The sequence below is a fragment of the Ditibartonella choladocola genome, assembly GCF_002007565.1.
Taxonomy (GTDB): Bacteria; Pseudomonadota; Alphaproteobacteria; order Rhizobiales; family Rhizobiaceae; genus Bartonella; species Bartonella choladocola.
This window is the reverse complement of sequence record NZ_CP015625.1, coordinates 303007-328738: the sequence shown is the minus strand read 5'-3', so window position 1 is coordinate 328738 and position 25732 is coordinate 303007. Positions and strand designations below refer to the sequence as shown.

The 25732-nt window shown below is 46.4% G+C and carries 22 protein-coding genes and 1 pseudogene; 6 read left to right on the top strand and 17 right to left on the bottom strand.

Translation table 11 applies throughout. From position 1 onward, the window contains the following. Window positions 1-28 precede the first annotated feature (28 nt). From lnt to tsaB, 7 genes and pseudogenes are all read right to left on the bottom strand, one after another. Entirely contained in the window at window positions 29-1639 is a 1611-nt protein-coding gene (lnt, locus tag BBC0122_RS01485) for an apolipoprotein N-acyltransferase (protein WP_077990634.1), read from the bottom strand. Between the two features lie 144 nt (window positions 1640-1783). Beyond that, window positions 1784-2790 (bottom strand): annotated as a pseudogene (locus tag BBC0122_RS01480) (hemolysin family protein). Window positions 2791-2908: 118 nt separating this feature from the next. Further along, a complete protein-coding gene (ybeY, locus tag BBC0122_RS01475) occupies window positions 2909-3382 on the bottom strand; it encodes an rRNA maturation RNase YbeY (protein WP_077990631.1) in 474 nt (157 codons plus the stop codon). Beyond that, complete coding sequence (locus tag BBC0122_RS01470) at window positions 3379-4458, bottom strand: PhoH family protein (RefSeq protein ID WP_077994400.1); 1080 nt, start codon at window positions 4456-4458, stop codon at window positions 3379-3381. The genes ybeY and BBC0122_RS01470 overlap by 4 nt, the downstream gene beginning before the upstream one ends. Window positions 4459-4616: 158 nt before the next feature. Then, window positions 4617-5981, bottom strand: coding sequence for a tRNA (N6-isopentenyl adenosine(37)-C2)-methylthiotransferase MiaB (gene miaB / locus BBC0122_RS01465; protein WP_077990628.1), 1365 nt, complete (start codon window positions 5979-5981; stop codon window positions 4617-4619). Window positions 5982-6211: 230 nt separating this feature from the next. Beyond that, a complete protein-coding gene (gene rimI / locus BBC0122_RS01460; protein ID WP_077990626.1) occupies window positions 6212-6706 on the bottom strand; it encodes a ribosomal protein S18-alanine N-acetyltransferase in 495 nt (164 codons plus the stop codon). After that, window positions 6703-7371, bottom strand: coding sequence for a tRNA (adenosine(37)-N6)-threonylcarbamoyltransferase complex dimerization subunit type 1 TsaB (gene tsaB / locus BBC0122_RS01455; protein WP_077990623.1), 669 nt, complete (start codon window positions 7369-7371; stop codon window positions 6703-6705). The genes rimI and tsaB overlap by 4 nt, the downstream gene beginning before the upstream one ends. A gap of 742 nt (window positions 7372-8113) precedes the next feature. Here tsaB and dps point away from each other — a divergent pair. Further along, a complete protein-coding gene (gene dps, locus BBC0122_RS01450; RefSeq protein WP_077990620.1) occupies window positions 8114-8602 on the top strand; it encodes a DNA starvation/stationary phase protection protein Dps in 489 nt (162 codons plus the stop codon). A gap of 652 nt (window positions 8603-9254) precedes the next feature. Here dps and cyoD read toward each other — a convergent pair. The 10 genes from cyoD to acnA all read right to left on the bottom strand — a co-directional run bounded on the left by cyoD (window position 9255) and on the right by acnA (window position 22374). Further along, window positions 9255-9689, bottom strand: coding sequence for a cytochrome o ubiquinol oxidase subunit IV (gene cyoD, locus BBC0122_RS01440; RefSeq protein ID WP_077990611.1), 435 nt, complete (start codon window positions 9687-9689; stop codon window positions 9255-9257). After that, window positions 9689-10378, bottom strand: coding sequence for a cytochrome (ubi)quinol oxidase subunit III (locus BBC0122_RS01435; protein WP_077990608.1), 690 nt, complete (start codon window positions 10376-10378; stop codon window positions 9689-9691). The genes cyoD and BBC0122_RS01435 overlap by 1 nt, the downstream gene beginning before the upstream one ends. Continuing rightward, window positions 10375-12393, bottom strand: a complete 2019-nt coding sequence (cyoB, locus tag BBC0122_RS01430; RefSeq protein WP_077990604.1) for a cytochrome o ubiquinol oxidase subunit I — start codon at window positions 12391-12393, stop codon at window positions 10375-10377. Before cyoB ends, BBC0122_RS01435 begins: the two co-directional genes overlap by 4 nt. A gap of 79 nt (window positions 12394-12472) precedes the next feature. Continuing rightward, on the bottom strand, window positions 12473-13453 hold the full coding sequence (gene cyoA, locus BBC0122_RS01425; RefSeq protein ID WP_077990602.1) for a ubiquinol oxidase subunit II: 981 nt from the start codon (window positions 13451-13453) through the stop codon (window positions 12473-12475). 271 nt (window positions 13454-13724) lie between these two features. Continuing rightward, complete coding sequence (gene aroQ / locus BBC0122_RS01415) at window positions 13725-14162, bottom strand: type II 3-dehydroquinate dehydratase (RefSeq protein WP_077994398.1); 438 nt, start codon at window positions 14160-14162, stop codon at window positions 13725-13727. A 29-nt stretch (window positions 14163-14191) separates the two neighbouring features. Continuing rightward, window positions 14192-15499 carry a DNA replication/repair protein RecF gene (locus BBC0122_RS01410; protein WP_077990595.1) on the bottom strand — a complete coding sequence of 436 codons (1308 nt, stop codon included), beginning with the start codon at window positions 15497-15499 and terminating at the stop codon, window positions 14192-14194. 6 nt (window positions 15500-15505) lie between these two features. After that, on the bottom strand, window positions 15506-16624 hold the full coding sequence (gene dnaN, locus BBC0122_RS01405) for a DNA polymerase III subunit beta (RefSeq protein ID WP_077990591.1): 1119 nt from the start codon (window positions 16622-16624) through the stop codon (window positions 15506-15508). Window positions 16625-16815: 191 nt separating this feature from the next. Further along, window positions 16816-18276, bottom strand: coding sequence for a chromosomal replication initiator protein DnaA (gene dnaA / locus BBC0122_RS01400; RefSeq protein WP_369805686.1), 1461 nt, complete (start codon window positions 18274-18276; stop codon window positions 16816-16818). 946 nt (window positions 18277-19222) lie between these two features. Then, a complete protein-coding gene (gene rpsT, locus BBC0122_RS01390; protein ID WP_077990583.1) occupies window positions 19223-19489 on the bottom strand; it encodes a 30S ribosomal protein S20 in 267 nt (88 codons plus the stop codon). A 191-nt stretch (window positions 19490-19680) separates the two neighbouring features. Next, window positions 19681-22374 carry an aconitate hydratase AcnA gene (acnA, locus tag BBC0122_RS01385; protein ID WP_077990582.1) on the bottom strand — a complete coding sequence of 898 codons (2694 nt, stop codon included), beginning with the start codon at window positions 22372-22374 and terminating at the stop codon, window positions 19681-19683. Window positions 22375-22672: 298 nt separating this feature from the next. On the opposite strand from acnA, the gene ccmA reads away from it, so the two are divergent. The 5 genes from ccmA to BBC0122_RS01360 all read left to right on the top strand — a co-directional run bounded on the left by ccmA (window position 22673) and on the right by BBC0122_RS01360 (window position 25646). Then, a complete protein-coding gene (gene ccmA, locus BBC0122_RS01380; protein ID WP_077990578.1) occupies window positions 22673-23296 on the top strand; it encodes a heme ABC exporter ATP-binding protein CcmA in 624 nt (207 codons plus the stop codon). Then, window positions 23296-23961 (top strand): heme exporter protein CcmB, encoded by a 666-nt coding sequence (ccmB, locus tag BBC0122_RS01375; protein ID WP_077990576.1) that lies wholly within the window; start codon window positions 23296-23298, stop codon window positions 23959-23961. The genes ccmA and ccmB overlap by 1 nt, the downstream gene beginning before the upstream one ends. 91 nt (window positions 23962-24052) lie before the next feature. Further along, window positions 24053-24823 carry a heme ABC transporter permease gene (locus BBC0122_RS01370; RefSeq protein WP_077990574.1) on the top strand — a complete coding sequence of 257 codons (771 nt, stop codon included), beginning with the start codon at window positions 24053-24055 and terminating at the stop codon, window positions 24821-24823. Continuing rightward, window positions 24820-25035, top strand: a complete 216-nt coding sequence (gene ccmD, locus BBC0122_RS01365) for a heme exporter protein CcmD (RefSeq protein ID WP_077990572.1) — start codon at window positions 24820-24822, stop codon at window positions 25033-25035. The genes BBC0122_RS01370 and ccmD overlap by 4 nt, the downstream gene beginning before the upstream one ends. Before the next feature lie 5 nt (window positions 25036-25040). Further along, the gene (locus BBC0122_RS01360) at window positions 25041-25646 is read left to right on the top strand and encodes a DsbE family thiol:disulfide interchange protein (RefSeq protein WP_077990571.1); all 606 of its coding nucleotides are present in this window, start codon (window positions 25041-25043) and stop codon (window positions 25644-25646) included. The last annotated feature ends 86 nt before the right edge of the window (window positions 25647-25732 follow it).

Below are 25732 nucleotides of genomic sequence, written 5' to 3'. Positions count from 1 at the left end.
ACTCTCCATTCACATAACATCCCATTGGTTAGAACTTGTCAATCGAACGCGCATTTTTTATAAAACCAAACATTAAACTTAATATCAGTATAATAACAAATGGCATAAAAACTTGATTAAAATTCGGTTGTTTGCCCCATATCGGAACAATAGCCGGCGGAATTGGTGAATCAAGCACACCGATATTATTCAACTCCAACGATCGAACGATTCGCCCGTAGGGGTCAACAACGGCCGAAATTCCGTTATTGGCCGCACGGATAAGCGGAATTCCCAATTCGACTGCACGCAATCGTGCCTGATCGAAATGCTGATATGGCCCCGGTGTATTACCGAACCAGCCGTCATTGGTAACATTTAAAATTGCTTGCGGTTTATCGCCTTTGTAACCCATACCATCGGGAAAAATGACCTCGTAACAAATCATCGGCAGATAAACAAACCCGTCAGGCATTTTTACAGTTTTTCGTATTGAATTGCTGCTATACCCCCCCGCCATGACCGCCAGCGCATGAAGCCCTATTTTGTCAAAAAAACTCTGGAAAGGCAGATATTCACCGAACGGTACGAGATGCACTTTATCCGAAGAGGAAAGGATATTGCCATTCCCGTCAATTGTCTCAATCGTATTGAAATATCTGTTGTTTTTGTCGTTGGGAGCACCGCTGCTGCGAACCGCGCCGACAATCGCCCATTGTTGCGGGCTCAGTATAGATGCAATGCGCGTTTTTGCTTCAGGAACATAATCGAGAATATACGGCACAGCCGTTTCCGGCCAAACGATATAAGACAATTCGTGTTCTCCGCTTGAAAACGGCTCTTCACTCAATTTCATATGCGCTTCAAACATTGCATAACGCACTTCATTATCGAGTTTTTCATCCTGCTTTATTGACGGCTGAACGAGTCTTACCCATTTCTCTGCTTTGTCATAACTCTCGACCGGCAGAGCATTATAAAGGCGGATAGCACCAAAACCTGTATGAGCGGCAAAAAGACCGACGCCGATTGTCAATGCAATTTTCCGCCCGCTTTTGTCGAAGAGAGTGGCTGGCAAGGTATAAAGAAGCACCGCCAGTGCATTCATGCCATAGAGCCCGACTACCGCGTCGGACTGCATAAAAAGCGGTGTTGGCATAATCGTGTAACCGATCGCATTCCACGGAAAACCGGTCAACAAAGTTGCACGTAAATATTCGGCAATGCCGAGCGCAAAAGCCAAAGTGAACAGACGTGACAACCCCTTTTTCCAGAACAGAATTGCGCATCCACCCGCCAGCCCCCAATAAAGTGCTAAATAAAAGGGAAGTCCTAAAACTGCAAAAGGAATAGCCCAAGCAAAGCTGAGCGGGTCTACAAGCATAGCACTTGCAAGCCACCAGAGCCCGAAAACAAAATAACCGAAACCGAAACTGAAACAGGTCAAAAAAGCAGCTTTAAAACGTGTTTTCCTGTCCGCTTCACCGCTTGTTACATCAAGCAGCAAGACAAGAACCGGAAAAGTAGCAAAAGCAATAGGAAAGAGATAAAATGGCGTCAGCGCAAATGCGGTTATTCCACCAGATGCAAAGCCGAGAATCTGCCGCTTGAACCCGCGCAATCCTCTCATATAAAGAATGGCTTTTGCCAAAATTTGCATCGTTCCTCCCCGCTATCTCGTCATAATCGACATTGAAGCGATAAACATAGAAACAACTTGAAGAGCATGAAAACCACATGCAATTATCGCCAACCCGTTAGTCAATAGCTGAAATTTAACCGTTAAAAACGGGCATCATAACATTCATTCAGATGGAAGATTGGCTCCTTCAAGCTTCTGGTGCGTATTCAACGGTTGAATTCTAATTCGTTTGATACGGCGTTTGTCGGCTTCCAGAATACGGAACTGATAGCCGGGAACGGCTTCCACAACTTCGCCTTTTGCCGGTATCCGGTCCAATGTCGAAACAATCAACCCGCCAATTGTATCAACATCCTCACCATGTTCTCCTACTTTGAAATCCGGCCCCAATGCTTTTTCGACCTCATCCAGCTCGGCACTTGCGTCAACAAGCCATTTATTATCAGCCTCTTTGATAATAGACATATCAACATCGTCATGCTCGTCTTCAATATCGCCAACAACAAGCTCGACAATATCTTCCATTGAAGCAAGACCATCTGTTCCACCATATTCGTCTATAATCAGCGCCATCTGGGTTCGCGTCGCTTGCATACGTGTCAAAAGTTGCCCTGCCAACATGGAACCGGGAACAAAAAGCACACTGCGTATCAGATCAAGGTTGCCAACAGGCTGCGACAAATCCACTTTGGAAAAATCAAGACATCCCTCTTTTTCGCCATTTTGAGCTTTATGGGTGATATAATTCAACACATCCCGAATATGCAGCATACCGCGCGGATCATCGAGACTTTCGGAATAGACCGGCATACGGGAATGGCCGGATTTTTCAAATTCGATCAATGTTTCGGCAAGCGTTGTTGTAATATCGAGCGCTTCTATTTCGGAACGCGGTATCATCACATCTTCCACGCGCGTTTCCCTGAGCCGCAAGATATTGTTCAACATGAGACGCTCTTCAGGAGAGAAAAGGCTGTTTGCCTCTCCTTCATCTTCAGAAAGAGCATCTGTCAGATCTTCACGCAATGTCGAATTATTGCGCGAGCGCAAAAAAGAAAAAAGATTGGCAAATAGCGATTTTTTTCGTTGTTTTGCTGGCGCGAAGAATTTTGTCCTGTTGATGACCGGGAAGACTCTTCCTCGATTGAATTATCCGTTTTATCAGTCATGGTTCCTAACAAAAATCTCTTTATTCAAAATAAATCGGTTCATTTTTTATATTAACCCAAGAAATATATTATTCCAATATCTGTATGATTCGTTAATAGCAACGTTCATCTTCCTTGTTTATTCACTGTAAGGGTTGGAAATACCAATCTGCGATAATATTTTTATCTCCAAACCTTCCATTTGTTCAGCCTCTTCATCGGTTTGATGATCGTACCCCATCAGGTGAAGAAGCCCATGAACAATAAGATGGCCAAGATGATCGTCAAAACTTTTATTTTCTTCGCGTGCCTCGCGCTCGACGGTTTCAAAGGCAAGAACAATGTCGCCCAGAATGGGACCCGGTTGTTGACCCGGTTTTACCGGAAAAGCCGGAAATGACAAAACATTGGTAGGCTTGTCGATATGACGCCATTGCCCGTTTATTGCACGAATGTCCTTATCATCGGTGAAGACAAGACTAAGTTCACTTTCAATCTTCCCGAAGCCGAGTTCAACCAATGTCGCCTGTAAGAGAGGATCGACAATCCGTCTCAAAGCCTCTTCGTTTTGCCAACCTTCAGCATTAATCGCTACATCATAACGCACTGTCATTTGGATAAATTCTTTATTCTATCATTTTTTTGACTATGATTTTGTAAATTCGTTCGCGCATCACGGTCATAAGCCGTAACGATCGCCGTTACCAATGGATGGCGAACAACATCGGCTTGACTGAAATGTATGATCTTTATGTCTTCAATAGGTTCAAGGATGCGCATTGCCTCTGTCAAACCGGATTTTTGTCCGAAAGGTAAATCAATCTGGCTTGGATCGCCGGTAACGATCATACGCGAGCCTTCACCAAGCCGTGTCAAAAACATTTTCATCTGCATTGAAGTTGTATTCTGCGCTTCATCAAGAATAACTGCGGAATGCGAAAGCGTACGTCCACGCATAAAGGCAAGCGGGGCAATCTCGATTATATCGGCAGCTATTGCACGCTCGATCTTTTCGGCCGGCATCATGTCATAAAGTGCATCGTAAAGCGGCCTTAAATAGGGGTCGACTTTTTCCTTCATGTCACCGGGTAAAAAACCCAGCCGCTCACCTGCCTCGACAGCAGGGCGGGAGAGAATAATGCGTTCCACCAATCCGCGTTCGAGCAACATTGCTGCATAGGCAACGGCAAGATAGGTTTTTCCGGTTCCTGCAGGCCCCACTCCGAAAACAAGTTCGGCTCGTTGCAGCGCTCGCATATAAGCGTCTTGCGTTGGCGTGCGAGCGTAAATTGTTTTCTTGCGGGTCGAAATATGGGCGGGCGTTACTTTGTTGGTCGTGCCATTTCCGGCCAATTCGTGACCTCCGGTATCACCCGCCGACGAGGCAATCGCGATAGCCCCGTCCACATCCGACAACCCCGGCTGCATACCGCTCTTGGCCAGTTCATAAAGTTGATCCAGAGCCTGACGGGCAACCTCGATATCCTGTTTATTGCCACGAATTGATACTTCATTTCCCTGTGCGCGGATATCAAGTCCCAATTTTTGCTCGATCCGGGCCAGATTTTCATCGAATTGTCCAAAAACAACATTTGCCTGCCGGTTATCCTCGAAGACCAGCACAATATGGTCTGTATCGGATAGTCCGGTTGGAACAGGAACATGTAAGTCTTTGCCGGACTTTTTTATTTTTCCGTCTTCTCCGACTTTTACCGTTTTTTTCTTTCCGGTTGAATCGTTCAACCTTTTCTCCTCAAAAAACCGACACTGTTAGAAATATATAAAATTCCAGCTAAAAGAAAACATGCTTTTCATGCTTCTATACATGATGAATGCAATTGCTGTTTTCAATTTGCTGCATTGCCAAGAAGACTGTTAGAAGAAGCTTCTGTAATATTGACGGGTATGATTTCGCCGATTTTTGCATTTGTCAAAACGGCAACAGGTAACAACCACGGCGAACGGCCGACCATTTGTCCATCATGACGACCGGCTTTTTCGATAAGCACATTAACCCGTTTGCCAATTTTCGATTTCAGAAACCGGTGTTGCTGGTCAAGAATAAGTGCCTGTAAACGTTGCAGGCGTTCATCTTTCACCTTTTCCTCGACATGGCCTTTCATCGTCGCACCCGGTGTCCCCGGACGTGGCGAATATTTGAATGAATAGGCAGAACTATAACCGACTTCTTCAACCAGTTTTATTGTCGCCTCAAAATCTTCGTCGGTTTCGCCCGGAAATCCGACAATAAAATCTCCCGAAAAGGCAATATCGGGACGTGCTTTACGAATACGTTCGATCAATTTCAGGTAATCTTCAGCCTTATGCTGGCGGTTCATGGCTTTGAGGATGCGGTCGGAACCGGATTGCACAGGAAGATGCAAATAGGGCATCAACATTTCAAGATTGCCATGAGCATCAATCAGACTGTCATCCATATCGCGCGGATGGCTCGTCGTATAGCGCAAGCGCTTCAACCCGTCTATCTCGGCAAGTCGATAAAGAAGATCACCCAATCGCCATTGACTTCCGTTTTGTGAAACGCCATGCCAGCCATTGACGTTTTGCCCAAGCAAAGTGATTTCTTTTACGCCCGCATCGACAAGCTCTTTTGCTTCATCGACAATCTGTTCGACCGGCCGCGAAACTTCGGAGCCACGCGTATAGGGCACTACACAGAATGTACAGAATTTATCGCACCCTTCCTGAACTGTCAGAAAAGCCGTGACACCGCGTTTTCTTACTGCCTGACGGTTATGATGCGGAAGATGGGCAAATTTGTCTTCAACTGCATATTCTGTTTCAACAACCTTTTTGCCTTCACGTACTTTTTGCAACAGCTCCGGCAAGCGATGATAGGTTTGCGGCCCTACAACGAGATCGACTGTCGGAGCACGCCGTAAAATCTCGTCCCCTTCGGCTTGGGCAACACAGCCCGTAACACCGATTGTCAACGGTCTTGAAGGATCACGCTCTTCGCGCATAACGCGCAAACGTCCGAGATCCGAATAAAGCTTTTCGGCTGCTTTTTCGCGAATATGACAGGTATTGAGCAATATAAGATCCGCGTCTTCGGGAGACTGTGTGGCAACATAGCCTTCGCCGTCAAGACTATCACCCATGCGCTCGCTGTCATAGACATTCATCTGACAGCCATAGGTTTTGATATAGACCTTGCGGATATTGCTGTTTTTTTCTTTTGCTTCACTCATAACGCATTTTTATCCGGTTTTCTGGTAAATCTCAATCTTTTTACTCGTGTGTCTTTTACATAAGGTTTTTGCACTCAAGAGGTTATTTTCTGGGGGGTATTCAAGGGGGTTATTCTCAAGGCGCTTATAGTCAGTTTTTTTACCCACGGGCTTTTATCCGGAAGCTTTTATTCATGGGCTTTTTGCCGATGGGCACTTTACCGGTCTATTCTTCACCCATCCGCTTTTTGCTAACCGGCTTGTTGCTGAATGGTTCTACGCATTATCAAGGCATCACTATGACCTTTGTCGGTTTGATAATAGCCGGGCCTGCGTCCGACTTCACCAAAACCGAAACTTTTATATAGTGAAAGTGCCGCAAGATTATTTTCGTCAACATCGAGAAAAAGTTCTTTAGCCCTTTGTTGATAAAGATACCTGAAAACTGCATCCATAAGTTTGTGTCCTATGCCTTTTGCCCTGAAACGGGGATGCACAGCAATTGTCAAAATTTCTGCCTCATCAACAACAAGCCGGCAAAGAACGAAACCCGCAACTTTTGCGGGTTTGCCAATGGGGCCGGCTGTAAAACCGAAGATTCGCGGGTCAGTTAAAAACGCGGAAAAAGTCGCATCGTCCCAAGCGTGATAAAACGATTTTTTATGGATTTCATGTAGAACATCGCTATCGTCGACAGCAATCGGATTAACAACGAATTCGGTTTTTGAAAACAAAAAACCACTCATTTGTCTTTCCTTGGCAAGGAAAATCCCATCTGCGGCTTTGCATCTGCATCGCGCAAATAAAGCGGCTTGGGGGAGCCTTCCGGCAATTTTGACTGCGAAAGAATTGCAAAACTCACAACATCCGGCGCATCTATAGAAAAAATTGCATTATCATTCACTTTTGCCAAATTTCCGATTGTTTCGGCAAAAGGCCCTGCGAGAATGGCATCTTCGTCAAGTGTAGCAACCACATCTTCTTTCTCCTGTACCTTAGCAGGAGAAAGCGATTTTGAATTTTTATCAAAATCCTGCCGGTAAACCATACCCCGCCCTGCATCAATGAGCGAGATAATGCGCTTTTCAGGAAATTGGTGATGGGCTTCATAAGCTATTGCTTCAAGGGAACTGACGCCGATTGCCGGTTTTTGAAGAGCCAGCGCCAAACCTCTTGACGTGGCTACACCGATACGCACACCTGTGAAAGATCCCGGCCCGATATTGACTGCAATACGATCAACCTTATCAAGATCAAGTCCGGCTTCTTTCGTAGCCAGAATAATCTGGTCAATCAATTTTTCGGCATGCCCTTTTCCTATCTTGTCACTTACCCGTGCAACAAGTGAACCATCTGCCATCAATGCGACGGCACAAATCGAAGAAGCTGTATCTATGGCGAGTATAATCATTCGATGTTTATTAGATCATTGTTAATGAAAACAAAAGGACAGATAGGGTGGAATCAGTCGATTTTGAAGTCTTAACCGACAATCTATCAAAGATCGTCAGGCAAAGACTACATCACGCCAATCAGACGTCATCGTATCAACCGATAAGTTAAGCAAAATATTATCATTTGAAAAAACTATGAAAATATCTTGGAGATTGCGCATGTGATTCATTATCGTTGATAAAACACCTTTTCTTTTTCACGAAATACCGATGCAGCCTTAAAATTCGGGTCTCATGATATTTAACCTGTTGCTTGACAATCGCTGGCGTATTACAGGCAAACTTTTTCACGGATATTTTACCATTTTATTTTTACTCTAAAATATTCGATAAAATTTAATAACTTGTTTTAATTTTTATATTTATATTTAAAATTGCAACATAAAGTTGATTTGTTTTTTCAATCATTGAGTTTATTTTTAGAAATATAATAATTTTAAAAAAGTAAAATGACAAAAAATAGGTACATAATTTTATAAAAAAAACTTATCTATTCCATAACGGTTCGATATATGAAAAATAATACAAAAATAATTTGAATTTTTGTATTGGATTATTATTGATAAGGAGTATTCTATATATGCATCACCGCACTACCGTTGAGACAGCTTGACAATGGTAGAAATTCCAAGCGGAACTTTTTAGCGTTTGGTGCGTTTTATAATTACGCAATTCAGTTCAAGCGGAGATTAATTCGATATGCTAAAAACACATAAAACCCGTAATGATATGCCTTCCAACACAAAAACAACTGCAATCGCATTGTTGAACAAAAATCTGGCAACGCTGATTGATTTGGCACTCATTACCAAGCAGGCTCACTGGAATCTCAAAGGTTCAAATTTTATCGGTGTCCATGAAATGTTGGACGGTTTCAGAGATGCCATTGATGAACATGTTGACATTATTGCCGAGCGTGTCGCCCAGTTGGGTGGAACAGCGCTTGGTACAGTTCAGACTGTAGCAGGAGCATCGAAACTCAAGGCTTATCCGACCGACATTTACAAGGTGCACGACCACCTCTTGGCTCTTATTGAACGTTACGGCGATGCTGCAAATGATTTGCGCAAAGCCATTGACGAAGCAGATGACGCTGGTGATGCTGATACTGCCGATATCTTTACGGCTGCATCACGTGAACTTGACAAGAGCCTTTGGTTCCTTGAATCACACGTACAAGAAGCCTGAGCAATAGCATTTAAATAGTTGAACCGGATTGACCGGTTATCAAAAAAAGGAAGCAGCCGCTGTTGCTTCCTTTTATTTTTTTTAAAAATTTCAGGCCACTTCAATCCCGATAAAAGCGATTGAAATTAACCGGTCAATAAATACAAAAACGAAATTGTTTTTTGAGTTACGGAAACAGCTCCTGGCCAGATCGGTTGCCAACCGCGAAAAAAGCATCGGTTGCCAACCGAGGGAAAAAGCATCGGTTCCCAACCGGGAAAAAAGCATCGGTTGCCAACCCAGGAAAAAGCGCTTTGTGAATATTGTCTGCTCGCGTTTCCGGTGCGCCATCCTTTTACGATTTTAAATGCCCTCGACCGGATGGGAAAGTATGTAACTTACCGATTTTGAAACCGGAACACATTCGCTTAACGGCAAAACAAAGTGTCGAAAAAAGTGTCGAAACCTGTGTTTGAGATAACGACATGTTTCAAACACCATAAAATTCCGGCACCTTAGAATTCCGGCACCTTAAAATTCCGGCACCTTAGAATTCCGGCACCTTAAAATTCCGGCACCTTAAAATTCCGGCATTGAAAATTCGCCGCAGAAAAGCAAAGCCCCGCTTGAAGGCGGGGCTTTCCAAACTCGTTTATATTCAAGACAATTGCTATTATTGCGCAGGTGTAGCAGGTGTTTCAGGTGCAGCTTCTGTCGAAGGTGCAACCGGACTACCACCGGGAACCTGATCGATAATATCAGGCTGAACAATACGCCCCGAACCACCCATCATATTGTAGTTCAAGTGGGAAATTGCCCACCATGTACCACCAATAACGATGAATACGCAGAGTGCACCGAACCACATTGAGCCGACCATCCACTTCGCATCCGGACCTTCGTTGAGGTGGAGGAAGAAAACAATCTGAACGACTATCTGGATGAGAGCCATACCAATGAGGTAGATAACCTTGGTGCTCACTGCCCAGTTATCAAGCATTCCTTGCATAACAGGAATGAATGATGCGAGGGTTAAAATAACAGCCAGAATAAAACCGACCATGTATTTACCGGTTGTTACACCGTGTGCTTCTTCATGTTCGCTCATTATAGTGCTCCCAAAAGATAGACGGCGGTGAAGACACCTACCCAGACGATGTCAAGGAAGTGCCAGAAGATAGACAGACAGCTTAAACGTGTCTTGTTATCGCTATCCAGACCGCGACGGCCGAGATGTACAAACATCAATGCCATCCAGATCAAACCGGTTGTAACGTGAATACCGTGTGTGCCAACCAGCATGAAGAAGGACGACCAGTAAGCCGAAAGGACTTCCTTGCCGAATACCCGCACACCGGTTTCAGGGTCAACACCTGCATAAGCGGAAGGGTCAAAGAAGAAAACGGATTTCAGTTCACCGTTTTCCATAACGCCCCAAAGCAGCTTATGGAATTCATTCAACTCCATTCCGATAAATGCAAGGCCGAGAATGAAGGTAATAGCAAGCCATGTTTTAACACCGCCGATGTTACCTTTATGAACCTGCACCATCGCCATGCCATAAGTAATTGACGAGAACAGCAGCAAGGCTGTTTCACAAAGCACATAAGGCAGCTCGATGAAGTCTTTGCCGGCAGCGCCGCCGCCATAAGCGGAGGCGAACACTGCAAATGTAGCGAACAGAGTTGCAAACAGGATCAGGTCGGAAAGGATATAAACCCAGAACCCGAACACCATTGTCGAACTGCCGTCGTGGTGATTTTCCGCGTGAGCGGTTGTTACTGCTGTAGCGCTCATGCTTTTACTCCTTGTGCTTTGAGAACAGCGCTGAATTCGTCTTCAGTCTTCTGTACTTCCTCAGCCGAGATGTAATAGCCTGCATGGTTTCCATTAAGCGAATGAAGCAGAATGGTTACAATGAAGCCAACGAACGTAATTACAGCCAGCCACCAGATGTGCCATACGAGAGCGAAACCGAGCACCAACATCAACATGCCGGAGATAAAGCCAGCAATCGTGTTGGAAGGCATGTGAATCTTCTCGAAGCCTGATGTTTTACGATGCTCACCACGTTGTTTCATATCCCAATAGGCATCGTCCGCTTGAACGACAGGGACTGTAGCGAAGTTGTAAGCAGGAGGAGGACAAGAAATTGACCATTCCAGTGTACGAGCATCGCCCCATGGATCGTTCTGGGTAATCGGCAATTTGCCTTTATGCTTGATGCCATACCAGATGGCGATCAAAACCTGAAGAACGAAGCAAAGGATACCAAGAAGGATGATAAACGCACCTACAGCAGCTGTAATGAACAATGGCTGCCAGCTTGGTTCCATGTAGTGTTGCAAACGACGTGTTGCACCCATCAAACCAACTGCGTAGATCGGGAAGAATGCGACGTAGAAGCCGATGAACCAGCACCAGAACGAAGCAATACCCAATGCACGATTCGGCTTGACACCGAAAGCTTTCGGGAACCAGAACGCCAAGGCTCCGAGGTAGGCGAACACAACACCACCAAGAATTGTGTGGTGGAAGTGGGCAACCAGGAACAGGGAGTTGTGGAACTGCCAGTCAGAGGGAACAATCGAGAGCAGAACACCGGTAAGACCGCCACCAACAAAGGTGAACATCATACCCATGCACCACAACATCGGAGGTTCAAAACGGATGCGTCCTTTATACATGGTGAAGAGCCAGTTGAAGACCTTAACACCGGTCGGAATAGCAATAATCATCGTTGCTGTACCGAAGAAGGTGTTAACAGCTTCACCGCCACCCATTGTGAAGAAGTGGTGACCCCAAACAATGATCGAAAGGATCAGGATGACGAGAACAGCCCAAACCATCGAGGTGTAGCCGAAAAGACGTTTTGACGAGAATGTCGGAACGATTTCGGAAATGATACCGAATGCAGGAACAACAAGAACATAAACTTCCGGGTGACCGAAAATCCATACATAGTTGATCCAGACCATCGGGTTACCACCGGCGGTATTGGTGAAGAAGTTCATATCAAGATAACGATCGCCAGCAAGCAGAGCATAAGCAACTGTCAACGGCGGATAAATGATAAGGATAAGAACGTTTGAAACCAATGCGCACCAGCAGAATACCGGCATTTTCCACATTGTCATTCCCGGAGCGCGGCACTTGATAATGGTGGCAACAAAGTTGACCGCACCCATTGTCGTCGCGATACCGGATAGCTGCAGTGACCACAAATAATAGTCAACACCTGTATCCGGACTATTCAACAATTCCGAGAAAGGAGGATACATCAACCAGCCACCGCGGCCGAAATTACCGATACCGAGTGAAATGTTGATGAGAATTGCACCGGCGCATGTAATCCAGAAGCCGAGGTTGTTGGCAAATGGAAAAGCCACATCGCGAGCACCGAGTTGTAGCGGCAGAACATAGTTCAAAATACCGAACAATAGCGGCGTTGCCATGAAGAAAATCATGATTGTGCCGTGTGCCGAGAAAATCTGGTCAAAGTGATCAGGCGGCAAATAACCCGCATTCTCCGATCCAAGCGCGAGCGCCTGGTGTGTACGCATCATGATAGCGTCTGCAAAGCCACGGACAAGCATGACAATTGCGAGGACAATATACATAATGCCGACGCGCTTGTGATCAACAGATGTGATCCAATTGCGCCACAATATTCCCCACCAGCCGAGCAGCGTGATAGCGGCAAGAACAACGACTGCCAATACAACCACAACAAGGCAGGTGTATAGGACAATCGGCTCATTCGTTAGCGCGTGAAACGCTCCGGCTACAGGGTCTGTAAGTCTTCCAAACATTTTTCAACCCATATTAAATGAATTTCGGTTTGGAGGGGACGCTGCCTTTTCATAAGGTTAGGCCCCTTCCTCGATAATTTTATTTCTTCTGAACCACACCGGGATCAAATACGGAGCAGAGTTCACCCCACAGAGATTTCGCTGCAGCTAGTTTCATCTGATCTTCGTTGCAAGTGGTGCCTTCATCAACGCAACGGTTCACGATGCGGTAGTATAGACCTTTTTCAACTTGCGAGAAATAGCGAACCTCGGCGTCTTTTTGCTTACCTGCAACATCACCCATTTTCGGTGAGAAGGAAAGCTGGCGGTAGCCTGCACGGTCAAGCGTTTCTTTGCTTTCACGCGCTTTGGCAATCCAGTTGTCAAAGTCGGCTTGAGCCACAGAATTCCACTTGAAGTGCATTTCAGAGAAACCGTCGCCACTGTAATTGGCTGAAGATCCGTTGAATACACCCTTACGGTCAGCAATAAGGTGCAACTTCGCATTCATTTGCGGCATTGCATATAGAACTGTCCCAAGACGTGGAACCCAGAAAGCGTTAACCGAATTTTCAGAAGTCAACTGAACGAGAACCTGACGGTTTTCCGGTGCATAGATTTCGTTGATCGAAGCTACGCCATATTGCGGATAGATAAACAGCCATTTCCAGTCGAGTGCTACAGCATCGATCTGGAGCGGCTCCTGTGTTCCGGCAGCATCTGCGCTGAGAGGCTTTGAAGGTTCGAGCTTATATGTGAAATATGCTGTCAAACTTCCCAAAATAATAATAACAAGAATCGGAATCCCCCACATGAAGGTTTCCACTTTTTTCGAGTGCCCCCAATCCGGCAGATATTCTGCTTGGGTGTTGGTAGCACGATATTTAATTGCGAAAGCAACGACGGCGATCATTACTGGAATAACAATACACGCCATCACGATAACGCACGTAACAATCAAAAATAGCTCATGGCGCGCCACATAGCCCGCCGGGTTGAGAACATCAAATTCACAACCTGACAAGAGCAAAGCGGATATTAAAACGCCCAGCAGCCCTGTTAGTTTACCAAAGTTCTTCATTCCTACCTGCCTCTTTATATGCATTGCATATTATTGCACGAGGGTATTTCTATTCATTCGTCACGAAAAAGCAGCATTTTCCCGCTCTTCCGGTATTCCACATCAGACAGATTAATTGTCCCAAAAAGACATAGAAGCCCGATCTGGACTGACGTTGCCACAAAGACAATTGTGGCATCATCTAGGCACGTCTTACTCTTTAGGTGAAAATTCGCAAGGGTTTTGTCCCCCCCTGCGTCAATATTGCGCGGTTTTTCCGACGATTTCGGATTCACAAATCGCGTTGAACGATATATTCAACTGCGAAGCGGTATCCGGCACTTCCGCAGCCCGCGATGACAGCATCGGCCCGTTCCGACACAAATGAGTGGTGGCGGTAAGCCTCCCTTTTATGGATGTTTGATAGATGCACTTCTACAACCGGTCCTTCAAACATTTTCAGCGCATCGAGAATCGCAATCGAAGTATGGCTATAAGCTGCCGGATTGATAATAATTGCATGACTTTTCCCGATAGCATCCTGAATAAAACTGACGAGCTGGCCTTCATGATTGGTCTGTAAAAATTCGATGTCGAAACCGTGCGACCGTGCGCACTCGTGAACGAGAGCCTCTATATCATTCAAGGTTTCGCGACCATATATGGCCGGTTCGCGTTTACCTAGAAAATTGAGATTCGGACCATTTAAAACTGTAATCTTTTTTGCCATCGCCATTCGCCCCTCTTAGTTCGAGCTGTTCAACCCAAGTCATCCAACATTTCCGGACTCTCTGCAATGCTTCCGTCCGAGATTTCAAAAAATTGTGCGCGCCCGTCCAATGCAGAAAAAAGTTGCCTGTCGGTTCCGGTCATGAATGTCTGTCCGCCAAGACGATCAAGACTATCGAACAAGATCGCCCGACGATTCTTGTCAAGGTGGGCGGCCATCTCGTCGAGCAAGAGAATCGGTGTCATACCCGATATTTCTGCCGTTAATTGCGCATGAGCCAAAACAAGCCCTATCAGCAATGCCTTTTGTTCTCCTGTCGAACAAAGTGCAGCCGGCATATTTTTAGCCCCATAAAAAATTAGCAGATCGCTTCTATGCGGGCCTTCAAGAGTGCGACCGGCTTTACGGTCAAGCTCCCGTTTATCGTGAAGACGCTGTCTGTATTCTTCCTCGACATCCACCGCCGATTGACGGGCAAGTGCCCGTTCCACGAGTCCCTCTATATCCAGAACAGGCGTTGGAAACGATTTTTCGCTATCAAAATTTTCAATATCGGAGATGAGCCGCACAACATCCATACGCGCCGCCGCAATTGCAATTGCGAGTTCCGCCATCTGCATTTCCAAGGCATTGAACCAACCTTCATCGCTACTTCCATCCGCCAAAAGGCGATTTCTCGCGCGCATTGCCTTTTCAAAATCCACCACACGACGCGCATGGGCAGGGTCAATTGCCAGAACCATACGGTCGAGAAACCGCCGCCGCTCGCTTGCCGGCCCCGTAAATAGTCCATCCATCGAGGGAATAAGCCAGCTTAGACGACAATATTCGGTCAATCGGTCAGAAGTTACACCTTCACCGTTTATCCGCACTTTACGCCCGCTGGATGCGATGTCACTTGCAGTTCCGATATTCACATCTCCGTAAAGCGCAGAATGTAATTGTGCGAAAATAACAAATCCATCAGCCCCCTTCTGATCGATTGCTCCCTTTTGAAGAAAGTCGGCGCCCTCTCCCGCCGTTATTTTTTCTTGAACAGCAGTTTCCAATTGTTGAAGACGGGTTTCGTCGGCACCGCCGGATGCTCTTTCATGACCGAAAACCGGATTGGAACCGGCACTAACAACATTGTCATAAGCCGCCCGACGCAAACCACGTCCGGGCGAAAGAAACGACAGGGCTTCAAGAAGATTGGTTTTCCCCGCGCCATTGTGACCGGTGAAGACGACAAGCCCATCGGAAAAATCGGCCGAAAAACCCCGATAGTTGCGAAAATTGGTTAGTTTCAGTTGCCGGACAAACACCTTTACAGCTCGTCCGCCATATTTTTCCACCATTCGTTTCTATACACGCATCGGCATCAAAACATAAAGTGCATTCGCATCTTCACCATCCCGAATGAGCGTCGGCGCCCCGGAATCGGCGAGCATGAAGACCGCATTTTCACCGTTGAGTTGTGCCATAATATCAAGAAGATATTTTGAATTGAAACCGATTTCCAAAGGTTCGCCTTCATAATCGGCGACGATCTGGTCTTCCGCACTGCCGGAATCAGGATTGTTGACTGTGAGTGTTAATTGACCATTTTCGATTGTCAATTTGACAGCCCGCCCGCGATCACTCGAAATAGTCGAAACGCGATCGACCGATGCAGCAAAGCTTTGACGGTTAATAGTGAGTTTCTTGTCATTACCCAAGGGAATAACACGTTGATAATCAGGAAATGTGCCGTCGATCAATTTCGAGGTCAGCACAACAGAAGCAATGCTGAAACGTATTTTCGTTTCCGAAACTTCTATTTTTATTTCGCTTTCGGCTTCTTCCCCCAACAGCTTTTGCAACTCGCCAACGGCTTTTCGGGGAATGATAACACCCGGCATTCCTTCAGAACCGGATGGTGCATCGGTTTCGGCTTCGGCCAGACGGTGACCGTCCGTTGCAACTGTGCGCAGTTTTAACCCTTTATCATCTATCACATGGAAATAGATACCATTGAGATAATAGCGCGTTTCTTCGGTTGAAATAGCAAATTGGGTGCAATCAATGAGTCGCTTCAATGCGGATGCCGCCAATGTAAAACTATGGCTGAAGTCACCGGCATTGAGTTCGGGAAAATCTTCCTTGGGCAAACATTGCAACCGGAAATTCGACCGGCCGGAAACAACCAGCATGGCATTTCCGTCATCTGCGACCGAAAGCATTATCTCGCCACCTTCGGGAAGTTTGCGGACAATTTCGTAAAGAAGATGAGCCGGAACCGTTGTCGAACCTGACTGTTCAATATTGGCTGCAGTCGTTTCTGTCACTTCAAGATCAAGATCGGTCGCCTGCAATTCAACTCCGGAATTGACTGCGTTAATCAGGACATTCGACAGAATAGGAATCGTATTTCGTCTTTCGACGACACGATGTACTCGACCGAGAGATTTTAACAGATGGCTACGATCGACTGTGATGCGCATATTGGACACTCTCTATAACTAATTCTGCCATTCAACTATTTCTTGCCCGTAAAATTACACGCAATGATCCTTTAAAGACAAGGAATCACCTTGCAAGAAAACAAATTAAAAACAGAATGGCAATATTCTTGTCTGAAATGCAAGTCTTCGCCTGATTATTACATCCGGTATTCGGTTTGCAAATGAACCCATCAGGCTGACTGTTCGTCGATCAAACGTTTCAGCAATTCCAGTTCTTTGGCCAATTGCTGATCGGCTCCGACCATATCCTCGATCTTGCGCACAGCATGGAGAACGGTTGTATGGTCACGCCCGCCGAAACGCCGGCCAATTTCCGGCAAAGAGCGCGGTGTCATCATCTTGGCGAGATACATTGCAACCTGACGCGGTTTCACAATTGTGCGGGTCCGCCGGTTCGACAACAAATCCTGCTTGGAAACATTGTAATGGCGGGCGACAACACGTTGTATTTCTTCAATGCGAATCCGCTTCGGCTCACCGGAGCGCGTCAAATGATCCAGCAATTCGTCAATGCGGTTCAATGACAAATCGGGTTCAAAAGACTGGCGGAATAAAAGCTGGTTAAAAGCTCCTTCAAGATCACGCCCCGAACCGGAAACAGTTCTGGCAATATGCGACAAAACTTCATCCGGAATTGCAATTGAAGGATCATCATGTTGGGCAGCCTTCAAACGCTTGCGCAACATTTCAAGCCGCATATCAAAATCCGGCGACTCGATTTCCAATGAAACTCCACCCTGCAACCGCGAGCGGACACGCACGTCAAGCGACTCAAGCTCGGCAGGTGCCCTGTCGGCGGCAACGACAACCTGCTTTGCACTGTCCAGCAACATATTGAGCAAATGACAGAACTCGTGTTGAATCGACTTGCCTTGCAAAAATTGCATATCGTCAATGATGAGCAGATCAATGTCACGCAATTGTTCTTTGAATGACAATGCATTGTTGTCGCGAATTGCCGTTGCAAAACGCCACATAAAATATTCTGCCGTCAAATAGATGACACGAACCGGCGTCGGACGTTGCAAAGCTGCAGCCGCAATAGCCTGTAAAAGATGAGTTTTCCCCAGACCGACAGCGGCATGAATGAAAAGCGGATTGAAACGCAGAGCACTTTTATGACTTTCCGCAATGGACCGCGCTGCAGCGAGAGCTACACGATTGGATGGCCCTTCGACAAAGGTATCAAAGGTGTAACGCGAATCGAGCGGTGAGCCAAAAACACTTTGCTGCGCCTCGGCCGGAAAATGGTCTGCCCGGTTATGGAGAGAAGACGGAACAGAATTTTCTTGCTGAACGTGTGCATGATTTTCTTCGTCCTTGCGCGGTGCGGCGTGTTTTACTACACGATTCATGCCACGCACGACGACATCGACACGCAAGAGCGACGGGCATTCCTGCCGCCAAAGCTCTGTTAGAATTGTTGCATAATGGTTGGTAATCCAGGAACGCAGAAAAGCGGTCGGAACAGAAAGGCGCACCTGGCTTCGATTAAACTCGTCGAGCTGCAAACGCCCGAACCAGCTTGTATAAGCTTCATTGCCAACATGGACTTTCAACTGGGCCATTACCCGATCAAAAAGTTCGTCACCTTCACCTTGTGTTACCAAATGGTGTGCACCTTCACCCATTCCGGTTTCACTTGACACTATCCCATTCAAATTTGACATTTTACGCAACATTCTCTCTGACAACAACCGAAGGAAAACGACCGGTAACGATACCCTCAAGCCAACCGACGATTTTCGTCTTTATTAAAAATAAAACAACTCGCACAAAACAGACTTCGTGTTCGCTCAGTCTTGTTGAACCGATACACTTCCGCTTTATCCGACAAACCCTGTTAAGCCCCTACAAATTTTCGTTCGCGAGATCGGACATTGCCAACATGCTTCAAGACGCACCATCCAGCGCAGTGTCTTATTTCAGGCAACTTCCGAAACAAGCGATACCTCATCAACTGTTTCACCGGCAGAACGAACGTCCCATCATTATTCAAGCAGCAACGGAGCCGCTTGAACCGGACAGTCTTGCCAGAACAACAGCCAAAAGAAATTCCCTTCCGGCTCTCGTCTATCCCTTTCGCCGCATTTGGCGAAAGACTCATGAAACAGCTAGGAAAGCTATCCTTTCCTTCGTTAAACATACAAAAACGCTATCCATAATTGCAAGGGGTGAAAAATGTGCCAAATCGTCCCAAACACCCGATCCTGACTGTGCCGTCTTTTAGCAATGAAGCGTAATTACTTTGATTCAATAAGCTTTTTTTCAAATGTTCCGGATAGTCTCATCGAGATAAAACCCCTTAAAAAAAAATTAAAAAAATTACTTGACAAAAACTATGACGAACGGGGCTTGCGACAGCTTGTGGATAAAACAGGTAATTATCTGTTTTTAAACGTTTTTTAAACCAAAAAATTTAACGATAATTTATTCTAAAAATAGCATTTTTTTCAGTTAATTTTTTTCTTCCTGACACAGATCAAATGCCAAAAAACCGGCATCCAGAAGATACCGGTTTGAAGTCAAAACGAATAAAACACACGCGGCCCATTTTGGCCGCCAGAGTTTTTAAAATCAGGCCGAAATAGTTTTCAACTTTTTAGCAAGACGTGACACTTTGCGCGATGCTGCATTTTTATGCAGAACACCTTTGGTCACAGCACGCATCAATTCAGGCTCGACTGCCTTGAAAGCAACTTCAGCGGCGGCTTTATTACCGGCAGCAACCGCATCATCAAATTTGCGCACAAATGTACGAACACGTGTACGGCGTGATTTATTAACTTCTGTGCGTGCTGCAATCTTACGCACTGCTTTTCTGGACGAAGGTGTATTCGCCATAAGTCTATCTCTCTCTTCTTATTGAACGGCTTTAAAGCCTAGAAACACAAACTGCGGCCAGTAGCCGCTTAATCTTGGCGGGCTTATAGCTTAATTCAGCCGCTCGCGTCAATGAGATTCTCTCAAATTGTCATTTAAAAATAAACGGGGTGCGATTCCACACCCCGTTTATCAATTTTTAAAACCGTCAATCAGCCTTCTTTGGCCAAATTGCGCAGAACATACTGCAAAATGCCGCCATTATGGAGGTAATCAAGTTCATCGACCGTATCGACCCGGCAAAGAAGCGGAACTTCCTTGACAGTGCCGTCACTGAATTGAACTCTGGCAACAGTTTTTTGGCGCGGCTTCAGATCGTTGATACCATCAATCGTGATAACTTCATCGCCTTTCAGCCCCAAAGAGCGCCAGCTCTGTCCATCCTCGAAGACAAACGGAACAATTCCCATACCAACGAGATTGGAACGGTGAATACGCTCGAAAGATTGAGCTATCACCGCACGCACGCCCAAAAGATTGGTTCCCTTGGCCGCCCAGTCGCGGGATGAGCCGTTACCATATTCGATACCGGCAAAGACAACGAGTGGCACATGCTCGCTCTTATACTGCATGGCAGCATCATAGATCGATTCTTCTTCCTTGGATGGATAGTGAATGGTGTAACCACCTTCGCGTCCATTTTCACCAAGCATGAAGTTACGGATACGGATATTGGCAAATGTGCCGCGCATCATCACCTCATGGTTGCCACGACGGGTACCATACTGGTTGAAATCGGCGGGTTTTACACCGTGTTCGATCAAATATTTACCGGCCGGAGAATCAACCTTGATAGAACCGGCAGGCGAAATATGGTCGGTCGTAATCTTGTCCCCGAAAAGTCCGAGGATACGCGCTCCGTCAATATTCTTGAGCGGTGCAGGTACTTTCGGCATATTTTCAAAATAAGGCGGGTTACGAACATAGGTCGACTTGTCGTCCCATGCATAAGTCTCGCCTGCAGGAACCTGAACTTTCTGCCAGTTTTCATCACCCTTGAAGACATCCGCATATTTCGATTCAAAAATCTTGCGGGTAACATTCTTTTCGATGAATTCCTGAACTTCTTGCGAAGTTGGCCAGATATCCTTCAGATAGACCGGTTTTCCATCCTTGCCGGTTCCAAGAGGCTCTTTTGTGAGATCCTTGGTGATGGTTCCAGCCAAAGCATGGGCAACAACAAGTGGCGGTGAAGCAAGGTAGTTAGCCTGAACATCAGGCGAAACACGCCCCTCGAAGTTACGGTTACCCGAAAGCACCGCCGCAACAATCAAGCCCTTGTCATTGATGGTTTTTGAAATTGCCGGCGGCAGAGGACCGGAATTGCCGATACATGTCGTGCAACCGAAACCAACAAGATTGAAACCTAGAGCATCAAGGTCTTTTTGCAGTCCCGAATTGACAAGATAGGCTTCAACAACCTGCGAGCCGGGAGCCAGCGAAGTTTTAACCCACGGCTTGGATTTCAAGCCTTTGGCAACCGCGTTTCTGGCAAGTAGACCTGCCGCGATCAGAACACTCGGATTGGATGTGTTGGTGCAAGAGGTAATCGCTGCAATAGCGACATCTCCGTGACCAATGTCGAAATCCTCGCCTTCAACCTGATAACGTGTTTTTTCGCCGGTTGTTTTCTTATATTCGTTGTGAAGAGCTGTCGCAAAACTTTTACCGACTTCTTCAAGCGGCAAACGCCCTTCCGGACGTTTCGGACCGGCCATCGAGGGCACAACCGTTCCCATATCAAGTTCGATTGTATCGGTGAACACCGGATCGGCCGTATGGGAATCATGCCACATGCCCTGAGCTTTTGTATAAGCTTCGACAAGTGCAATCCGCTCTTCTTTACGACCTGTCATGTTAAGGTAACGGATGGTTTCCTGATCAATCGGGAAAAAGCCGCATGTCGCGCCATATTCAGGGCTCATATTGCCGATTGTCGCACGATCGGCCAAAGTCATATGCTCAAGACCGGGGCCAAAGAATTCGACAAATTTACCAACCACGCCTTTTTTGCGCAACATCTGCGTTACGGTCAAAACAAGATCGGTTGCGGTAATGCCTTCCTTGAGTTTGCCTGTCAGACGGAAGCCGATAACCTCCGGCAATAACATGGAAACCGGTTGGCCAAGCATGGCAGCTTCAGCTTCAATACCGCCAACACCCCAGCCGAGGACACCGAGACCGTTGACCATAGTGGTGTGGGAATCGGTACCGACACAAGTGTCGGGATAAGCTATTGTGTGGCCATTTTCTTCTTTTGTCCAAACACATTGGGCAAGATATTCAAGATTGACCTGATGGCAAATACCTGTCCCCGGAGGAACCACGCGAAAATTCTTGAAGGCTTGTTGGCCCCATTTCAGAAAGCGATAACGTTCGCCATTACGCTTATATTCAAGTTCTTTATTGTGTTGGAAAGCGAGCGGATTGCCGAAATCATCAACAATGACCGAGTGGTCAATGACCAGATCAACCGGAACCAACGGATTGATTTTTTCCGGGTTTTCACCAAGTTTCACCATTGCGTCACGCATGGCAGCAAGATCTACAACCGCCGGAACGCCTGTAAAATCCTGCATCAAAACGCGTGAAGGGCGATAGGCGATTTCAGCGCCTGCTTTTCCTTTGTCGTTCAGCCATTTGGCGATATTTAAAATGTCGTCTTTCTTGACCGTGCGACCGTCTTCAAAACGTAACAGATTCTCCAAGAGAACCTTCATTGAAAATGGCAAACGGGAAATACCGGTAAGACCATTTTTTTCAGCCTCTGTCAGACTGTAATAAATATAGTCCTTGCCATTCACATGGAGCGTTTTGCGGCACTTAAAACTATCTATTTGAGACACGACTGTTCGTCCTTATATCTGTGCGAGCCTTAGCTCCTGGAACGAACGCCACAAACTGCGGGTCAAGATCGCAGCTACGGTGCGGGTGCAGTCATTTCCGCTGTCCGTTCCTCAACCGCCAGAACAAGCAGATTTGGAGACCGGCCCAAAAATTGTTCCACACCGACCGCTGGTATGGTAATTCTTTTATAGTTCCTTTTCTGGAACTGTTCCAGACGTAATCCATTAAAAAAAATGTGTTTACTTGTTTGAACGCGCCATCCATCCTAAGAAAGGTCAAGCAAAATCCGGTGGTTACATGGAAATAAAAGCAGTCGAACTCAGCGCAAAAAGGGGTGAAGAGGTCTTATTTCAGCACCTCTGCTTTACAATCCATGATAGAGAAGTGATGACGATTACCGGCCCGAATGGCATCGGCAAGTCAACTTTGCTGCGAATCATTGCCGGTTTTCTGCAAGCGAATGAAGGAACTATAGAAGCAAAAGAAGACGGGCAGATTTTTCCTGTTGCTCTCCTCAGTCATTATCTTGGCAGTCAAAACGCCATGAAAACGCATCTGAGCGTTTTACAAAATCTCGAATTCTGGTCAAATTTCGATTCAGCGCAATTGTTGTCGCCGATGGAAGCACTCGATCAGGTCGAACTTTCAGGAATCGAGCATCTTCCCTTCGGTGTTCTTTCAACCGGACAGAAAAGACGCGTTGCCATTGCGCGATTGTTATTATCCCATCAGCCTTTATGGCTCCTTGACGAGCCGACATCGGGGCTTGATAAACATGCAAGTTCGATCTTTGCAAAAATCATGGAAGACCATAGAAACCGTTCGGGCATGATTATTGCCGCAACCCATTTGCCTCTTGGCATAGAAGAAAATTATAATATCTTACTTGATAATTATCTTCCCGATTTCGAGGAAAGCTGATGAAGGCTCTTTTCTTGCGCGATCTGCGTATTGCTTTTGGTCCGGGAAGCTCCTTGCTCACAGGACTTCTGTTTTTTGCAGCAATTATCATTATAACTCCGTTTGCGATCGGCCCCGATCAGGAAATTTTATCCCGCATTGGTCCCGGAATGCTGTGGATCGGAGCCTTGTTATCTATCCTTCTTGGACTGGACCGCATGTTCCAGACCGACCGCGACGATGGCAGCCTCGATCAACTGATATTATCGCGACATAGAAAAAGCTTGAGTCTCGTTGTTTTTACCAAATGTTCGGCTCACTGGTGTGGAACTATTCTGCCGCTCATTCTTTTTACTCCTGTGCTTGGATTGATGCTCGGTCTTGATGGAACAGCAATAGGCGGTCTTATGCTCACACTTTTATGCGGAACACCTGCCATTACCCTGATTGGTGCAGTCGGAGCAGCGCTTGCAACCTCGCTACCGCGTGGCGGCGTCTTGATATCGGTTATTGTTCTGCCGCTTGCTGTACCGGTTATGATTTTCGGGGTATCCGCAGCTTATGCAACCACCGCTCCGGGAATCTCGTTTATAAATCCGTTATTGTTTTTGATCGCACTGTCACTGTTTTTCTCGATCCTCGGCCCATTGGCTGCGGCTTTGACACTTGCTTCATTATCGGACTAAACATCACATCTTTGTCAGATTGGTGTCATATGTTGGTCTCTATGAAGAAAGATAATTGCGACAAAAACAAAACCCGATAATAAGGGACATCATGGAATTGATACAAAAAAAGACAAACTGGCTGCAATCATTAGCCAACCCGACGCGTTTCATGGAGTTGAGCGGTATAATTTTGCCGTGGCTCGGCCTTGTTGCTGTTATTGTTCTCGCCTGTGGCCTTTTCATGGTCATGCGTTCGCCAGACGATTATCAGCAAGGCATGACGGTGCGCATCATGTATCTTCATGTGCCTTTTGCATGGCTTTCCATGTGCTGTTACACTTTGATGAGTGTTTCGGCACTCGGAACTCTGGTCTGGCGCCATCCGCTTGCCGATGTATCACTCAAAAGTGCCGCTCCGATCGGTGCGACTTTTACCGCACTTGCCCTTATAACCGGCTCTCTCTGGGGGCGGCCAACTTGGGGTACATGGTGGGAATGGGATGCAAGGCTCACGTCTGTGCTCGTGTTGTTTTTGATCTATCTCGCTATTATTGCGCTTTCACGAGCCTTTGACGATCCGACAAAAGGTGCGAAAGCTGCCGCTATCCTGACACTTGTCGGCTTTATCAACATACCGATTATCAAGTTTTCCGTCGAATGGTGGAACACACTTCATCAACCCGCCTCCATTCTTCGCAAAGGTGGCTCGGCCATAGATAGCGCCATGTTATGGCCGCTCTTTACCATGGCTATCGGTTTCACACTGGCATTTTTTGCCCTCTATCTTGCCAGAATGCGTACCGAGATTACCCGTCGGCGTGTGGAAACAATGCAAAGAATGGCTGCGCGGCGTCTGCGCCAGAAGGAAAATGTAAAATGACCATTGAAAATACAACCGGTATTTCCGATCGTATCGACATCTTTCTGGGGCAGTTCGACCATACCCAGATTGTTACCTTGAGCTATATTGTCTCGGCTGCCATTCTTTTGCTGCTGGTTTTATATATTTTCCTTGATGGCCGCCGTCAAAAAAACCGGCTGCAAAAACTTGAACAATCAAACGCCATCCGTGCCAACAAAATAAAATCGTGACGATCATGGACGCGCCTAAAAGAAAAATGAGTGTTCCGGTGATGATTGCCCTTTTCGGGCCATTCATCCTGTTTGTTGTTCTGGTTGTTATCATGTTCAGCCATATGGAAACGACCAATCCGGACACGGCCAATCTTGTTCCCAATGCACTTTCCGGCAAACCGGCTCCTGCAACCCGCTTGCCACTTCTTGGTCAAACCGGTTCTTTTAACCCTGAAGACTTCAAGGGACGTGTCACACTCGTCAATTTCTGGGGGTCATGGTGCCCGCCCTGCCGTGACGAACACCCCACCCTTATCGAAATTTCCAAAGACAACCGCTTTGACCTTGTCGGCGTCAATTACAAAGACAATCAGGAAAATGCCATACGCTTTCTTGATAATTTCGGAGATCCTTTCAAGCTCGTCGGCTTTGACCAAAGCGGCCGCGCTGCCATTGATTGGGGTGTTTACGGACCACCGGAAACTTTTCTTTTAAACCGCGAAGGCATTATTGTTTATAAACATATCGGGCCATTAACGCCGCAAATCTTTAAAGATGAAACATTGCCACAGATTGAAAAGGCGCTGGATAGCAACACTTCTTCGGCCGATCATTCTTCTTCCCGGTAGCTTTTTTATCATGGTTCCCTTATCATGGAAGGAGCGCCGTTTGTGCCAGAACAGCAATCCAATCACACCGGCCTTTGTGGGGTTTC

What these genes read in the sequence shown, in the direction of transcription:
- rpsT (WP_077990583.1), bottom strand. Translation starts at nt 19,489, where the DNA reads ATGGCGAATACACCTTCGTCCAGAAAAGCAGTGCGTAAGATTGCAGCA.
- ccmB (WP_077990576.1), top strand. Translation starts at nt 23,296, where the DNA reads ATGAAGGCTCTTTTCTTGCGCGATCTGCGTATTGCTTTTGGTCCGGGA.
- ccmA (WP_077990578.1), top strand. Translation starts at nt 22,673, where the DNA reads ATGGAAATAAAAGCAGTCGAACTCAGCGCAAAAAGGGGTGAAGAGGTC.
- BBC0122_RS01410 (WP_077990595.1), bottom strand. Translation starts at nt 15,499, where the DNA reads ATGGTGGAAAAATATGGCGGACGAGCTGTAAAGGTGTTTGTCCGGCAA.
- BBC0122_RS01360 (WP_077990571.1), top strand. Translation starts at nt 25,041, where the DNA reads ATGGACGCGCCTAAAAGAAAAATGAGTGTTCCGGTGATGATTGCCCTT.
- BBC0122_RS01370 (WP_077990574.1), top strand. Translation starts at nt 24,053, where the DNA reads ATGGAATTGATACAAAAAAAGACAAACTGGCTGCAATCATTAGCCAAC.
- cyoB (WP_077990604.1), bottom strand. Translation starts at nt 12,393, where the DNA reads ATGTTTGGAAGACTTACAGACCCTGTAGCCGGAGCGTTTCACGCGCTA.
- ccmD (WP_077990572.1), top strand. Translation starts at nt 24,820, where the DNA reads ATGACCATTGAAAATACAACCGGTATTTCCGATCGTATCGACATCTTT.
- tsaB (WP_077990623.1), bottom strand. Translation starts at nt 7,371, where the DNA reads ATGATTATACTCGCCATAGATACAGCTTCTTCGATTTGTGCCGTCGCA.
- ybeY (WP_077990631.1), bottom strand. Translation starts at nt 3,382, where the DNA reads ATGACAGTGCGTTATGATGTAGCGATTAATGCTGAAGGTTGGCAAAAC.
- miaB (WP_077990628.1), bottom strand. Translation starts at nt 5,981, where the DNA reads ATGAGTGAAGCAAAAGAAAAAAACAGCAATATCCGCAAGGTCTATATC.
- cyoD (WP_077990611.1), bottom strand. Translation starts at nt 9,689, where the DNA reads ATGAGCGAACATGAAGAAGCACACGGTGTAACAACCGGTAAATACATG.
- lnt (WP_077990634.1), bottom strand. Translation starts at nt 1,639, where the DNA reads ATGCAAATTTTGGCAAAAGCCATTCTTTATATGAGAGGATTGCGCGGG.
- BBC0122_RS01435 (WP_077990608.1), bottom strand. Translation starts at nt 10,378, where the DNA reads ATGAGCGCTACAGCAGTAACAACCGCTCACGCGGAAAATCACCACGAC.
- dps (WP_077990620.1), top strand. Translation starts at nt 8,114, where the DNA reads ATGCTAAAAACACATAAAACCCGTAATGATATGCCTTCCAACACAAAA.
- dnaN (WP_077990591.1), bottom strand. Translation starts at nt 16,624, where the DNA reads ATGCGCATCACAGTCGATCGTAGCCATCTGTTAAAATCTCTCGGTCGA.
- dnaA (WP_369805686.1), bottom strand. Translation starts at nt 18,276, where the DNA reads ATGGGTGAAGGTGCACACCATTTGGTAACACAAGGTGAAGGTGACGAA.
- rimI (WP_077990626.1), bottom strand. Translation starts at nt 6,706, where the DNA reads ATGAGTGGTTTTTTGTTTTCAAAAACCGAATTCGTTGTTAATCCGATT.
- cyoA (WP_077990602.1), bottom strand. Translation starts at nt 13,453, where the DNA reads ATGAAGAACTTTGGTAAACTAACAGGGCTGCTGGGCGTTTTAATATCC.
- aroQ (WP_077994398.1), bottom strand. Translation starts at nt 14,162, where the DNA reads ATGGCAAAAAAGATTACAGTTTTAAATGGTCCGAATCTCAATTTTCTA.